This is a genomic window from Photobacterium sp. WH24 (assembly GCF_019204055.1).
GTDB classification, from domain to species: domain Bacteria; phylum Pseudomonadota; class Gammaproteobacteria; order Enterobacterales; family Vibrionaceae; genus Photobacterium; species Photobacterium arenosum.
The window spans coordinates 108,519-123,659 of the sequence record NZ_JAGSOZ010000004.1; the positions used below are offsets into that span (position 1 = coordinate 108,519).

General features: G+C 48.9%; 12 protein-coding genes. 7 read left to right on the forward strand and 5 right to left on the reverse strand.

The window, feature by feature from the left end:
• Window positions 1–11 precede the first annotated feature (11 nt).
• Window positions 12–1,268, reverse strand: a complete 1,257-nt coding sequence (locus KCG43_RS06735) for an efflux RND transporter periplasmic adaptor subunit (protein WP_218384043.1) — start codon at window positions 1,266–1,268, stop codon at window positions 12–14.
• A 353-nt stretch (window positions 1,269–1,621) separates the two neighbouring features.
• Here KCG43_RS06735 and KCG43_RS06740 point away from each other — a divergent pair, with 353 nt between their 5' ends.
• Window positions 1,622–2,551, forward strand: coding sequence for an AraC family transcriptional regulator (locus KCG43_RS06740; protein ID WP_218384045.1), 930 nt, complete (start codon window positions 1,622–1,624; stop codon window positions 2,549–2,551).
• Between the two features lie 175 nt (window positions 2,552–2,726).
• Here KCG43_RS06740 and yghU read toward each other — a convergent pair whose 3' ends face one another.
• Entirely contained in the window at window positions 2,727–3,584 is an 858-nt protein-coding gene (gene yghU / locus KCG43_RS06745; RefSeq protein ID WP_218384048.1) for a glutathione-dependent disulfide-bond oxidoreductase, read from the reverse strand.
• Between the two features lie 945 nt (window positions 3,585–4,529).
• On the opposite strand from yghU, the gene dctP reads away from it, so the two are divergent.
• From dctP to KCG43_RS06770, 5 genes are all read left to right on the forward strand, one after another.
• Window positions 4,530–5,552 carry a TRAP transporter substrate-binding protein DctP gene (gene dctP / locus KCG43_RS06750; protein WP_218384051.1) on the forward strand — a complete coding sequence of 341 codons (1,023 nt, stop codon included), beginning with the start codon at window positions 4,530–4,532 and terminating at the stop codon, window positions 5,550–5,552.
• Window positions 5,553–5,609: 57 nt separating this feature from the next.
• Entirely contained in the window at window positions 5,610–6,185 is a 576-nt protein-coding gene (locus tag KCG43_RS06755; RefSeq protein WP_192014912.1) for a TRAP transporter small permease, read from the forward strand.
• Window positions 6,186–6,211: 26 nt separating this feature from the next.
• Window positions 6,212–7,498, forward strand: a complete 1,287-nt coding sequence (locus KCG43_RS06760) for a TRAP transporter large permease (RefSeq protein WP_192014911.1) — start codon at window positions 6,212–6,214, stop codon at window positions 7,496–7,498.
• A 353-nt stretch (window positions 7,499–7,851) separates the two neighbouring features.
• A complete protein-coding gene (locus KCG43_RS06765; RefSeq protein ID WP_218384053.1) occupies window positions 7,852–9,288 on the forward strand; it encodes a 6-phospho-beta-glucosidase in 1,437 nt (478 codons plus the stop codon).
• A 96-nt stretch (window positions 9,289–9,384) separates the two neighbouring features.
• A complete protein-coding gene (locus KCG43_RS06770; protein WP_218384055.1) occupies window positions 9,385–10,407 on the forward strand; it encodes a LacI family DNA-binding transcriptional regulator in 1,023 nt (340 codons plus the stop codon).
• 259 nt (window positions 10,408–10,666) lie between these two features.
• On the opposite strand, the gene KCG43_RS06775 is transcribed toward KCG43_RS06770, so the two are convergent.
• Both KCG43_RS06775 and KCG43_RS06780 read right to left on the reverse strand, forming a co-directional pair.
• Entirely contained in the window at window positions 10,667–11,389 is a 723-nt protein-coding gene (locus KCG43_RS06775) for a hypothetical protein (RefSeq protein ID WP_218384057.1), read from the reverse strand.
• A 460-nt stretch (window positions 11,390–11,849) separates the two neighbouring features.
• Entirely contained in the window at window positions 11,850–13,109 is a 1,260-nt protein-coding gene (locus tag KCG43_RS06780) for an SGNH/GDSL hydrolase family protein (RefSeq protein WP_192014906.1), read from the reverse strand.
• A 462-nt stretch (window positions 13,110–13,571) separates the two neighbouring features.
• Between KCG43_RS06780 and KCG43_RS06785 the strand changes: the two genes are divergently transcribed.
• Window positions 13,572–13,985, forward strand: coding sequence for a hypothetical protein (locus KCG43_RS06785; protein WP_192014905.1), 414 nt, complete (start codon window positions 13,572–13,574; stop codon window positions 13,983–13,985).
• A 60-nt stretch (window positions 13,986–14,045) separates the two neighbouring features.
• On the opposite strand, the gene KCG43_RS06790 is transcribed toward KCG43_RS06785, so the two are convergent.
• Complete coding sequence (locus tag KCG43_RS06790; RefSeq protein WP_192014904.1) at window positions 14,046–15,134, reverse strand: toxic anion resistance protein; 1,089 nt, start codon at window positions 15,132–15,134, stop codon at window positions 14,046–14,048.
• Between the last annotated feature and the right edge of the window lie 7 nt (window positions 15,135–15,141).

Sequence of the window (15,141 nt, forward strand, 5' to 3'; positions counted from 1 at the left end):
GTCTGTCCTGATTACTGTGCGTCGGTTGATTGGCGGGCGGTCAGCACACCGCTTCCTTCCACACTGTTGTCTTCTGTGTGCCACTGCTGATAGCGGTGAATATCGACCAGTTGCTCTGTCGTGGCCATTTCCACAACTTTCGGCGCAACCTGCATACTCGGCCGGATCTTCTGCAGCCCGCTGACCACAATTCTGTCCTCTGTCGTCAGGCCGGATTGCACCACACGCAAACCGGCGACTTTCTCACCCAGGGTCACTGGCTGGTAAGTCACCACGTTGGCATCATCGAGCTTAAGGACATACTTCCGGTTAAGATCGGTGCCGACGGCTTTTTCATCAATCAGAATCGCGTCATAAGGTTTGCTGGCGATCAACCGTAAGCGGGCAAACAGGCCGGGCATCAGCATCTGGGCTTTATTCTCAAAGGTGGCCCGCATCCGAATCGAGCCGGTCTGCTGATTGACACTGTTATTGATAAAATCGATATGGCCCTGATATGAAAATCCGGCATCGCCGGACAGTGCCATCATCACAGGACTGGAATCACGGGTTTCCGACACACGCACCAGATGGTTGCGGACATAATTGAGATAGGTTTGCTCATCGACATCAAACCAGGCGTACATCTGTTCGGTCGACACTATGGTCGTCAGCTCGCTCTGGCCACTGGTGACATAATTGCCCTGCGTGACCTGCGCGTGTGAAACTCTGCCGTCAATCGGCGACACCACCTTGGTGAATGACAACTGCAAGCGCGCGTGCTTGAGCGAAGCTTTCAGCGCATCCAGCTCGGCCCTGGCCTGCTGTAATGCCGCCTGACGGTTGTCATAGACATCGGCAGAAATGGCTTTGGTGGCGTTCAGTCGTTTGGCGCGGACAAACTCACTCTCGGCCAGTTTTAACTGACTCTGCAAACTGGCCTGCTGCGCTTCCAGCCGTTCAACTTCGGCGCGAAACAGGCGATCGTCAATACTGAACAGCACATCACCCTGATGAACCAGATCGCCTTCGCGGTAAGCCACTTCAGTCACGTAACCGGAAACGCGGGGTTTGAGCACCACTGTCTCGGGTGCCTGCAAACGGCCTGTGTATTCATCCCACTCAGTGATACGTTCACTGAGCACCGTCGCCACACTGATGGCAGGCAGCGGCGGTGATGCCGGAGATTCATTGCCGATAGCTGTCCCGGAGGCGGACACCAGAAAGACAGACATGCCACCAAGAAGCTGTTTCCTGAACACGTTTCTGAATGGGGTGAATAGGGTCATCAGGCAATCCTCTCTGACTTTGATACGCGAAATTCGATAAATGCAATGTCTTATCCGAACCACTAAAGAGGGATCGGATTTCACCTTGTCATTCTATGTTCCATTCAGCGTATTGATATTGTCGAAAGCTCGGAGAAGATTGCCTATTTCTACAAACAAATCAATTCAGCAAGTAATCACACCAGTAGCGATAAAGATTACAGACTCTTGAGTCTGTAAAAGACAGAAACGCGCCACAGCTGATATCTTGCCTTTTCCTACACAATCCTTGCCTAATCCTCTAATTGTCATTATGAGATAAAACAGTAGCAGTACGCTTGCCTTATACTCTATAGTCGTATGTGGATGAGAAAATGGTGAGTGACACTATGACGGGTACCCAACAAGAATTAATCAACCTGGTGAATCGGCATATTGACGGGCCGGGACTGACCGAAACGGCGTTGCCGGAGATTAAGCTGGTGCACAGCACGGAAAATACCTCCTGCTCACCCACCATCTACAGCCCTATGCTGTGTTTGCTGCTGCAGGGCGAAAAGCGCATTACGGCCGGGGCGCGTGAATTGTTACTGAAAGAAGGCGATTTATTACTGGTGCCTGTAATGATGCCTGTTGTCGGCGAGATCCTTCGCGCTTCAGAAGAGCAGCCTTACATCGGTATCAGTATTTCGCTGGATCTCAAGGAACTGACAGATTTACTGATCACCATGAACGAGCCACCCGAAGCCATTACCAAGTGTCCTTACTGCATCAGAACCGTGGCATCTGATGACGATATACTGTCGGTGTTCAAACGTTTTCTGGCCTTACTCGACCATCCGGAAGATGTCCCCGTTATGTTGCCGCTGCTTAAACGGGAACTCATGTTCAGACTGCTGAAAAGCCCGGTAGGGGTTCAGCTTCGCCAGTTTTTGTTACGGGATACCCAGGCCAACCGCATCAGTAAAGTCGTCGAGCTGATCCAGCAGCGCTTTAAAGAGCCAATCCGGGTACAGGAGCTGGCCGATATGGTTCATATGAGTCAATCTTCGCTGTTCAATGCCTTCAAAGCCGTGACATCCATGACGCCGTTGCAGTTTCAGAAACAACTCCGGCTCAATGAAGCGCGCCGGATCATGCTACAGGACGGCATAGACGCCTCCGCCGCCAGCTACAGAGTCGGCTATGAAAGCCCTTCCCATTTCAACCGCGAATACAGCCGGCTGTTTGGCATACCACCGATGACGGACATCAGCCGCCTGAGAGGCCACAAGCCAATGGTCGATGACAGGGTTCAAATGTAGTTCAGAGCTTTACCAACCCACTGAGTAAAAGCGCAGTAATGAGATTGCAGTGATCCTTTGAAGTAATCCTCACCGCCATAGGCGGTGGTTTAGGGATGACAATAAAAAGTGGCAGACGACGCTGCCACTTCTAAGCCTGTTGCTTACAACTACTGAAAAACGAGTGCTGAATAAATCAGGGCTTCAGTTTGAGCACAGCATCAATATCTGCGGCGCTGTGTCGCTCAGGGAGCACTTCCCATTCTTCACCGGACGTTCTGTTCACAATACGACCGCGCTGTACCGCCGGACGTTCAAGAATCGCTTTCGCCCACCGCTGCACATGCTGATAACTGCCGGCATCCAGAAACTCTGCCGCATCATAGGCATAGCCCAGTACCAGATTGCCGTACCAGGGCCAGATCGCCATATCAGCAATGCTGTATTCTTCACCGGCAATAAAGGTATGGTTTGCCAGTTGCTTATCCAGCACATCCAGCTGGCGTTTGGCTTCCATGGTGAAGCGATTGATCGGGTATTCGAACTTCTCCGGCGCATAGGCATAAAAATGCCCGAAGCCGCCGCCCAGATAAGGCGCAGAGCCTTGCAGCCAGAACAGCCAGTTCAGTACCCGGGTACGCTCGGCAATGTCGACCGGTAAAAAGTAGCCGAATTTTTCCGCCAGATAGACCAGAATAGAACCCGACTCAAACACATTGACAGGTGCGGGGCCGGATTGATCCACCAGCGCCGGAATTTTTGAATTCGGATTAACCGCCACAAAGCCCGAGGAGAACTGATCGCCATCGCCTATGTTAATCAGGTGCGCATCATACTCGGCATCGGTAACACCCAGCGCCAGCAGCTCTTCAAGCATAATAGTAATCTTCTGGCCATTTGGCGTGGCCAGAGAATAAAGCTGTAATGGATGGGCACCCACAGGCAATGCCTGCTGATGTCTGGCACCGGAGTCGGGACGGTTGATACTTGCCCACTCACCGCCGTTTTCAGCATCCATAGTCCAGACTTTCGGTGGTACGTATTCATTTGCCATTCTGTTACCCTCATTGAATAAATTCGACCCTGACTGATACATATTGGGCCATTCTCTGCCAAATCACGGCCTCAAACGCTTGCGAGTTAGAACCCTTTACTATTAACAAGTTTCACAAATTATATAGGCCTGAATGACAAGGCAGCCTGAGACGCTTTTGCCTGTCCCGTCAGAGCAATACACACTTGGCTGCATAATTCAGCCCGCCCAGGCGCTTTGACTCTTTCACAAACCCTGCGCATTAACCCTTGCATAAACCCTGCGCATTAACAAAGAAAGACCGATGCACAATCAGAATATTGCAAAACCTGTGAAACCATCAGGGTGTATTCTTCATTATTTGTCCTTTTCAGATATATCTCTGCATCAAGGCACAAAAACACACACACTTTTACTTAGCATCAGGCACCTTATTATAAATAAGCTGCTTTACTTATTACCCCCATTTCCTGCTATGACTACTCTTGGCTTGTGTTTACCCTCTGTGAACAATAAACCAAAGCGTTAAAACGCCAGTGGCTAAAAATAGCCACATAATCATAAAAAATAACCGCAACAATCAGTAATAAACATTAAATTAATAATGGCTGTTAGTTCCATGCTTCAGATGAGAAAATTAATTTAATTAATCGTTCAATTAAAAACAAATCATTGTTACCACTCTCTTAAACAAAGCCAACAAAAACAATGTCAACCTTTGTATGGATATTATTTATCACATTAAAAACCCTGACAAATAATCGTGACTCAAGTCACATCAGAAGACATTCCATCGACGAATTACTTTAATAAAAACAATAATATTGTCAGGGTATTAAAGGACTGACACTGAAAATCGCCACTATTCAACCGGATAAAAACCGCAATTAACCGTGCATTAAAACATCACGGATTAATTATTGTTGTCTGAAATGGCTTTAACGCATTCCAACAAGGAGGGACGTGATGTTTATTCACCGTCATATCAAGCAAATTGCTGCAATGTCTTGTGTTGCTGCAACTTTAGGATTTTCCACTCTGGCTAATGCAGATACCTGGCGTTACGCTCACGAAGAATATGAAGGCGATGTACAAGACGTTTATGCCCACAAATTTAAAGATTATATTGAAGAGCACTCTGACCATAATCTGAAAATATACCGCTTTGGTGAGCTGGGCGAATCAGACGATATTATGGAGCAAACCCAGGCAGGAATTCTGCAGTTTGTTAACCAGTCACCCGGCTTTACCGGCTCGCTCATTCCTGAGGCACAAATTTTCTTCATCCCTTACCTGATGCCAACAGACATGAAGGCGGTAATCAATTTCTTCAAAACCAGTAAAGCAGTGAACAACAACTTCCCTGCACTGTATGAAGAACAAGGCTTAGAGCTGCTCAAGATGTACCCTGAAGGCGAAATGGTGATGACGGTTGATGAACCTATTACCTCTCCGGAAGAGTTAAAAGGCAAAAAAATCCGAGTCATGACTAACCCTCTGCTGTCCTCCACCTATGAAGCCTTTGGCGCTACCCCGACCCCGCTGCCCTGGGGTGAAGTATACGGTGCCCTGCAGACCAACATGATTCAGGGCCAGGAAAACCCTATCTTCTGGATTGAGTCCGGCGGTTTGTACGAAGTCTCGCCAAACCTGATCTTTACGCACCACGGCTGGTTCACCACAGCTTCAATGGCCAACAAGAAGTTCTTTGATGGCCTGTCAGACGAAGACCAGGAAATGGTAAGGCAAGCGGCGGAATACGCGTTCAGCGAGACCATGAAACACATTACGGGTCTGGCTGAGAAGTCTCTCGCTAAAATCGAGCAATCCAGTGACGATGTCACGGTAACGCGCTTATCTGCCGAGCAAATTGCAAAATTCAAAGAGCGTGCACCCCAGGTAGAAAAAACCTTTATTGAAATGACAGGGTCGGACGGTCAGAAACTGCTGGATCAGTTCAAAGCTGACTTAAAAGCTGCTCAACAATAATAAAGTCGTACGAGGTACCGCCTGACAGGCGGTACCTTACTGTTTGAGGAAGTTGTTATGTCCGATTCCGAATCATTGGAATACCACTCGGAATTGCCCGGTGTGCTCGGCAAAGTCGATACACTGATCAGTAAAATTGAATCCTTCATGCTTGCTACTGGCGTGCTGCTCATGGCCCTGAACACCTGCGTAAACGTAGTAGCGCGGTTCGGTTTTGGCCAGGGCCTGTTTTTCTCCGGCGAAATCAATCGCATACTTATTATTCTGATTACTTTTGCCGGCATCGGTTATGCTGCCCGCCATGGCCGCCACATCCGTATGTCTGCGTTCTATGACATGCTGCCTTTCAAAGGCCGGAAAATCGTCATGATCCTGATTTCAGTCATCACTGCCGCGATCATGTTCCTGCTGGCTTATTTTTCCTACCAGTATGTGCTGTCTGTTTTTGAACGCGGCCGTATTTTGCCAGCATTAGGTTTTGAGATTTGGTGGATATATATCTGGGTTCCCCTGGGGTTTGCCGTCACTGGTGTGCAGTACTTGCTGACTGCCTATAAAAATGCGACCAGCCCGGAAATCTACCTGTCCACCGGTGTGCTTGACGAGTACACAGATACCAAAAATAAAGCATAAAAAATGAAGTACAGAAGGTATTCACCATGGCAATGACCTTAATGCTGATCATGATAGTGATGCTGTTGATCGGCTTCCCTATGATGATCCCTCTGATTACCGCCGCCCTGACCGGTTTCTACATGATGTTTGGCGGTATGGGACAAATGGATACTTTTATCCAGCAGGTGCTGGGTGGGATCCGGCCGGCCTCTCTGATAGCCGTCCCTATGTTTATTCTGGCCGCTGATATTATGACCCGCGGCCACTCTGCTGATCGCCTGATCAATATGGTGATGACTTTTATCGGCCATATCCGGGGGGGGCTTGCCATCAGTACCGCCGCTTCCTGCACCCTGTTTGGCGCAGTTTCGGGCTCTACTCAGGCTACCGTTGTCGCCGTGGGTTCCACGCTGCGCCCCAAGTTGCTCAAAGCCGGTTACAGCGATTCTTTCTCGCTGGCTCTGATTATCAATGCCAGTGATATCGCCTTTTTGATCCCGCCCAGTATCGGGATGATCATCTATGGTGTCATTTCGGAAACCTCTATCGCTGAGCTTTTCATTGCTGGCGTCGGCCCCGGTCTGATGATTCTGCTGTTCTTTTCTCTGTATTGTCTGGCTTACGCCACCATCAATAAGGTACCGACAGAAGAACGCGCCAGCTGGTCTGAGCGCTTTGATGCCGCTAAAAGCGCCATCTGGCCGCTGATGTTTCCGGTGATCATAGTAGGCGGGATTTACGGCGGCATCTTCAGCCCGACGGAAGCCGCAGCCGTGTGCGTGCTTTACGCCGTGTTTCTGGAATTCATTGTTTTTCGCTCACTGGGCAGCAAAGATATTTACGCCATTGCCAAATCCACCGGTTTGATTACCGCGGTTGTTTTCATTCTGGTCGGTGTAGGGAACGGCTTTTCCTGGATCATATCCTTCGCGCAGATTCCGCAAATGATCCTGGAAGCGGTCGGCATTGATGAAATGGGCCCGCTCGGGGTGCTGGCATCCATCTCTGTGGCTTTCTTCATCGCTTGCATGTTCGTCGACCCGATTGTGGTGATTCTGGTGCTGACGCCAATTTTTGCGCCAGCCATCGAAGCCACCAATCTCGATCCGGTTCATGTCGGGATCATTATTACCTTGCAGGTGGCGATCGGCTCCGCCACACCGCCGTTTGGCTGTGACATCTTTACTGCCATTGCGATATTTAAAAAACCCTATTGGGAAGTGGTGCGAGGAACTGGCCCCTTTATTGCCATCTTGCTGCTTTCAGCCACCCTGCTCGTGATCTTCCCTGAAATTGCTTTATTCCTGCGTGACGTTGCGTTCGCAGACTAGCCACCAGCAGGGTAAAGTCCGCGCCCTGCTCAGGTACAGAGCAAAAAAATGGTTCCCGCTTTAAGCACAGACAGTATGTCAGCCAGTCTATTCACGTACGAATGTATTCACGTACTCAGGCTGGCATACTGCCTGCTCTTCTGGGCCTTTTATCCAGCGCCCAAGCACTAACCAAATGCCATCTACTGGCCAGCAAGCGTAATGCTTCCCTGGTTTCTGCCAGACAGCCAAACCCGCCAAAGAAAAGAAACCGGTTACAGAAACCGGTTACATTCTGAAATTGAATGATCTACACTGCACTCAGGATCCAATATTGTTCATGAGATCGTTTTGCCAGCACAAGGGGGTTACAGATGTCACAACAAGGCTTTCCGACTGATTTTCTCTGGGGCGGCGCAGTGGCTGCCCATCAGGTCGAAGGGGGCTGGGATCAGGGAGGCAAAGGCGTCAGCGTGGTCGATGTGCTGACCAAAGGCGCTCATGAAGTGCCGCGAGTGATCACTGAGACGGTAGAAGCGGATCACTTCTATCCCAACCATGAAGCGGTTGATTTCTATCACAGGTACAAAGAAGACATCGCGCTGTTTGCCGAAATGGGCTTCAAATGCTTCCGGACTTCCATTGCCTGGACACGCATTTTTCCCAATGGCGATGAAAAAGAGCCCAATGAAGCCGGGCTGCAGTTCTATGACGATATGTTTGATGAGTTGCTCAAAAACGGCATCGAACCTGTGATCACCCTTTCTCATTTTGAGATGCCGAACCACCTGGTGAAACACTACGGCAGCTGGCTGAACCGTGAGGTTGCGGACTTCTTCGTAACCTTCAGCCAGGTCGTGATGGAGCGTTATAAACACAAGGTGAAATACTGGATCACCTTCAACGAAATCAATAACCAGCGCAACTGGAAACTGCCTATCTGGGGTTACTGCAACTCAGGCATGATCTACAGCGATCATGGCAATCCGGAACAAGTGATGTATCAGGTGCTACACCACCAGTTTCTGGCCAGTGCAAAAGTGGTAAAACTGGGCCATGCCATCAACCCGGATTTCAAAATCGGCAGCATGATTCACATGATGCCGCTCTATCCGGCCACCTGTCATCCTGATGACGTGCTGCTGGCGCAAGAGCTGATGCGTCAGAAATACCTGTTCAGTGACGTTCAGGTACGGGGCTATTATCCCAGCTACCTGCGCAAAGAGTGGGAACGCAATGGCATCGCGGTTGAAATGCAGCCCGGTGATGAGGCCATTTTGCGTGAAGGTTGCGCAGACTATCTGGCCATCAGCTATTACATGACCAACATAGTGTCGGCGAAGAAAGACCCAGACGGCGAAACCACTTCTCTGTTTGAAGACAGTAAGCTGAACCCTTACCTTCCAGCCTCTGACTGGGGCTGGCAGATTGATCCCGATGGCCTGCGCGTCGCGCTGTCTGATCTGTACGAACGCTACCAGAAACCTATCTTCATCGTCGAAAACGGTTTTGGCGCCATTGATCAGGTCGAAGATGATGATTCGATCAATGACGACTACCGGATTGATTACCTGAGTGCGCATATCCGGGCGGTTAAAGAAGCTATAACGATTGAGGGCGTTGATGTCATGGGATACACCCCGTGGGGCTGCATCGACTGCGTGTCTTTCACTACCGGGGAATACCGGAAACGCTACGGCTTTATTTATGTCGATAAACACGATGACGGCAGTGGCACCATGGCACGGTCGAAGAAAAAGAGTTTCTTCTGGTACCAGAACGTCATCGCCACCAAGGGTGAAAGCCTGTAACGACGGATAAAGCATTCTAACAACAGCTAAAGTTCGCTACACTCGCCATCCGGCCGCGGCTTACTGCCCGTGGCCGGATGATAAAGAGGACAGGCAATGGCAACCATAAACGATGTGTGTAAAGCAACAGGCTATTCCAAGGCCACAGTGTCACGTGTTTTAAATGGCACCGGGCAGGTAAAAGCCGCCACCCGCGATGCTGTGCTTTCTGCCATGCAAGCTCTCGGCTATCAGCCCAATGCACTGGCGCAGGCGCTGGCAACCAATACTTCGAATACGATTGGCCTGGTCCTGCCCCACTTTCAGAGCAGCTATTTTGGCAGCATTCTGCACCATGCCGAGCAAAGCACTCAGCAGGCCGGTAAAAAGCTGTTAGTGGTCAACAGCCACAACACAGCAGACGGTGAACAGGAAGCCGTTGCCACCTTAGCCAATCAGCGCTGCGACACGATATTGCTCTACAGCCGCCATCTCAGCGTTTCAGATCTGGCTGCTCTGCAGCAGAGTGTGCTGCCGCCTTTGATCATCCTGAACCGTCAGCTTGAAGATAACACCCTGCACAGTTTTGGTTTGGATCAACGCCAGCTGGCAGAAATTGCGATGCAACATTTGCTGTCTCTCGGTCATCGCCACATTGCTTGCATTACTTCCCCACTGGCAAGCGAAACCGGTCAGATCCGCTATGCGGTGTATCAGCAAATGCTGGAGCAACAGCAGATAACCATGCAGCCCGGCTGGGTTCATGAAGGGACAAATACCCTGGCAAGCGGTTATCAGGCCGTGGAACAGCTCCTCAGCAGCCAGCAGAGCGTCAGTGCCATTTTTGCCTGTAACGATGACATGGCAATCGGTGCCATTCGTGCCTTGTTCGATCACGGTCTGCGCGTGCCACAGGATGTCTCTGTGATGGGTATTGATAACGAACCTGCAGCCGCTTACGCCATTCCCAGCCTGACCACCGTCTCCTTGCCGATTGTTCAGCTCACTCAGGATGCCATGACACTGGCGGTATCCCTAGCCAATAAACAGCACGCCCCAACGCGGCACCAGACCTATAGCGGGGAACTGGTACTGCGTGAATCAACGCAGGCCCTGACGTCGGCTAACTCATCGTACTGAGTGCGACATCTGGTTTAACCGTCTTTCTTTAGCAAAGCAAATTCTGTAGCCAAGCTGATTCTGTAACCAAGCAGGGCAGATATCCTGCTTGCTGGGGTCCAGTATCGAGTTAAGGCTGAATGTTAAACGTGGAAATCACCGGCAGGAAGATGGCGAACACAACCGTCCAAAACCAGCCAAACGGCTTATGCCAGACCTTTAAGTTGCAGATGACACTATCGTCTGTGTTTTTTGTTATTTTCATCTCGTCTGCCATACGTCAAACATCATTGCGCTGTTCTGCCGATGCCGTTTCATCTCTCATTTGACTGGACGTCAGTGTGTATCGCTTTATTTCATAATAATCGGGGCGCTTATCTGTAGCAGGCAATGCACCTTCAAAAGAGGCACGTGATGGATCAATGCCAAGTGCTGTTTTGATAGCCCTATATCTTTCCTCATCCAAATCTTCCAATCCGAAGACGATTCGGACATCCAGATTGCTGGCACGGTAGACCTCAATAATTTGTTTCATCATCTCCGTTAGTTCAGGCGCTTTGGCATCTTGGTCGAATTTTTTTAATCGATATTGAGCGCCAGTTTGATATTCAGACTGGCTATCCAGATCAAACCGATTGGCTTGTGGTTCGAACTCAAGCTCAAACCAGCCGTATTGAGTCATTGTCGTGCCATCTCTTTCTTCCTCAACAGGTTTTTCGTAATACAGAATCACTGCATCGCGCTCTGTCATCTGATGACTGATCTGGCGCCACAGAAAAAATCGCCGAACTCGAAAAGACCACTGACGCTCCCTTTTCCGCCATACCATTTCTTTCTTTCGTAATACGGACCAAAGACTCAGTAAAGCGGTCAGGTACTGCACCGGGAAATAAGGAAACAGCACAATCAATACAACAGATGCCAGGAAAAAGACCAAACCAACTGGCCTGTGCCAGACACTCAAGTTACAGGTGACGATATCGTCGTATTTATTTTTTTGCATTGCTATACCAACCCCACAATTCAAAAGACAGCGTCACTTTCGATGCACTGCCGATGCGATTCAACTTTTCCAGCGCTTCACCGTGACACTTGGTACGCTGAATAATGACTTGAAATAACCCACTCAGAAAACCACTTTCAGGAAGCTTAATCAAAATGAAGGCGACTGGATGAAGCCATTCATTGATTCATATTCCTCAATACGAACGATATTCAGATGCGACATCTTCTTTTAACTGCCTCAGATGCGTCCGATAAACAAATACGCTCGTGAGAACCGACTGGGTTTGACTTGTTCCCATAGGCGATTTGAAACCCTTCTATGGCTTTCCATTGAAAATGGCAAGCATAGAACGCACTCAGATCCAGCAATTCTGCTGTCCCGCTTTCGTTTTCACTGACACTTTCGTTTCACTGAAAAAGCAGGGCAAATGCCCTGCTTGCCAAGATCCAATATGTCATTAAGGCTGGATATTAAACGCGGAAATCACCGGCAGATACATGGCATTGGCGATGTATTTATGGGTTGCTGTAGTTGGGTGTGTTACCCCCCAGAACACATACTTATCCGAACCAAGATACGCACATTCATCGGTAAAGCTGTGGCTGTACAGATAATCCGCCGCGGAATTGCGATTGATATCCAGACAGGCATCTTTGGCATTGGCAAAACCGTGTGATGCAGGATTTGTAGTGATCTGGTCAAACAGTTGGTGCGCATCAAACAACACCACCTTTACGCCTTGGTCCTGATAACGTTTTGCCTCGGCCTTTATGAAAGCGTTGAAGGCCAGAATTTTCGCCTGCACCTTGTCGATCTCTTCCTGCGTCGCGTACTTAAACTGCGGCGCACGGGTGGCATCCGGTAAGGTCATCAACAGAATATTGCTCGCACCAGATGCCGTTAAACGTTGCATAGCCGTGCTGTAATCTGCTTTGGCCTCTTCCACCGTGCGGTCGTAATTCATGAAATCATTCAGCCCGAACTCCAGCGTAAACAGGGTATTGGCCGGATGGTAATTCTGAGCAAGCTGCATGTACGTCAGATACGAGCTCACCTGCTCAGTGACTCCCGTAAGCGCGACATACTGATTAGAACCGGCTGCACCGCCCACTGCCCAGTTGTACAGCGGCAGATTCAGGCTTTCTGCCAGATATTCCGTCCAGACAAAGCCGTTAGAAAAATGGCCGAGGAACCAGGAATTGCGGTTCGGGAACACCCACTGCGATGCATTGAACAGGTTGCCGGTATCCGACAAACTATCACCAAACGCGACCACTTTGTTGATGCCCATCGAGATACCCAGATCGTTGGTCCAGATAGAATGGTTATAAGACAGGCTGTTATCGGCAGCAAAATAGGTCATGTCAGCCGTTTCATGACTGACCCCAAGGGTTTCCGCACAGCGCGCTTTGATCTCAGACTGCGGGGTATGGGTATAGAACATGTTCTTAAACGACAAGGATGACCACCAGTAACCCTTGAGCTGGTAATACTCGCCCTTTTCATCTAACGCCCACTCCCAGCTTGTGGCAGGATCATCGTGAGTCTGCGCCGGACGATACCAGCAACGGACATAAGTATAAGTGTTGCTGCCCTGAACCTGCTCAATCTGCGCCGTCGACAAAGGCTGAGCATAAAGATGGTGTGAGGCAGGCGCTTCTCCACTTTGCGCAGCAGCGGTAAAGGGTAACAGCATGAGGAGTAATAATTTTTTCATAATGAGCCATAGGTTATTGGTAAGAGGTATGACCTATAGTTGACGGTATCGGAATCTGTCAAAGTTGCACTGAAACTACGAGCAATAAAATGGAACCCAGTTCAAACCGAGGTGAATTTGTAAGCGATTAAAACGGTTCGAATCTGGCAGCCATACATAACTCTGCCCATATTATCGTCAGTCCTACACAGGCACACGAAATTTGCCTTCCCGGTTGATATTTTTCTCACTGCAGAATGGGCGGATGCTATATAAAATTCATTGGCTCTATGTTCTTACTTTCATGGCTCAATTTCAGGAACCTCATCAAGAATACCAATTTATTATGTTTTTTAATTCAATAGCAATTTTTATTCAAAGCTTCAACCTTTCAGTTTGGTGAAGATATATACTGAACCACAACCACACTCTTTCATAGTTCGATTTATGACTTTGAAATGTATATGATATAAAGACATAAAAATGGTAAAAATTTTAAAAATCATGCGTTTGTGGAAAATTTATTTCTGGCTGAGTATTTATAACCTCATCATGGCGATTCGTCTTACCTATCAGGATGAAATGACATTTCTGAGTATCATCGACTGTGTTTTTCTATTATTCTCTGTGATTGGCTTACAGGGTTATGTATACCGTATTCAATATTTTTCAGCACAATTTTGGCGGTATTTCTCACCGTTCTTCATGGTATGGCCCTGTCTCGTTACCTTGATGATTATTGATCTGGAAGCGATAGAGGCAAGAGCCATGGCGTTGATCTCATTTTTTATCCTGACCTATATTCCGATGAATGTGGCTCTATATCGTTATAAATCACTCCATCCAACACTGAGTAAAATACAGCAGCCTGACAATTATCAAAAAACACAACCATAAAAAACGGCAGTTTTCACTGCCGTTCTGATTAATGCGCACCTATTGTGCAGCCCAACATCATCATTCAAGCGTTTGCTGCAAGGCCACTTTCAGCTCTTTCTCGGCTTTCGCAATCACTTTTTCGGCCTGTTCGCGTTGCTGACGGCCTTCTTTGACGCGGGATAACGTGTTGTTCAGCGTTTCTATCGTCAATTGGTTAACCGCCTGCAGGGATTCGAGATCCAGGATACCGCGCTGATAGTTTTCAGCAATTTGCTCTTCCAGCACTTTCAGGTGTTCAGCGTTTTTCACGTACTGTTTGTTGGTGTAATCCTTCACAGTGCGGGTGACTCTCAACGCCTTTTCTTTCTCGTAGTTGGAAATCGCAATCAGGAACTGGCGCTTCCACAAAGGAAAGGTGTTATGAACGATATCCTGGATATCTTCCATCAACATTTTATTGCCTTCCTGCGACAAACGGATCTGCGGCGCGGTTTGCACTGCAGCAAGCCGGGTGAGCTCCAGATTATGAACCCGTTTTTCCAGTCGCGCGACGGCCTGACTGGCATCACGGTATTTCTGCGCTTCCAGCGCATCGCCGGATTGAACAGAGGCCGCGTGCAAGGCTGGTAATATATCCACGTTCAACTGATTGAGTTTGTATTTACCCGCGGCAATGAAGTGCTCCAGGCCTTTGAGCAACTCAAGGTTGTTATCGTACAGGCCATCCAATTGCGTGATATCGTGCGCCAGTTTCACTTCCTGCGCTTCCAACTGCTGCGATAGCTGCTCAAGCTGCTGTTTGACTGAATCAAAGCTGCGAGAGAACTTCTTGAAGGAATCAAACAGTTCGCCAATCAGCGGCAGGTTCGCCAGAAAGCTATTGCCTTTGAGGCGGTCAAACGCGGCGCTGTCCATCGACTCCACCATAGATTGCAGGATTTCTCCGGCATCCCCGGTATCACGGACCCGAACTTGTTCAAGCACGTTATCGGAAAACGCGGTGATTTTTTCCAGCGCTTCTTTACCAAAAGTGATGGTTGCAACAGCGTCGAAAGGATCAAAGCTGTCAGACAAGGCAACGATTTCAGGTGTCACTTCCAACTCCAGCAAGTCGGCTGGATTGGCTGAGCGGACAGGCTGCGGCTCCGGGTTCACAATGTCATTCATGTTTGCT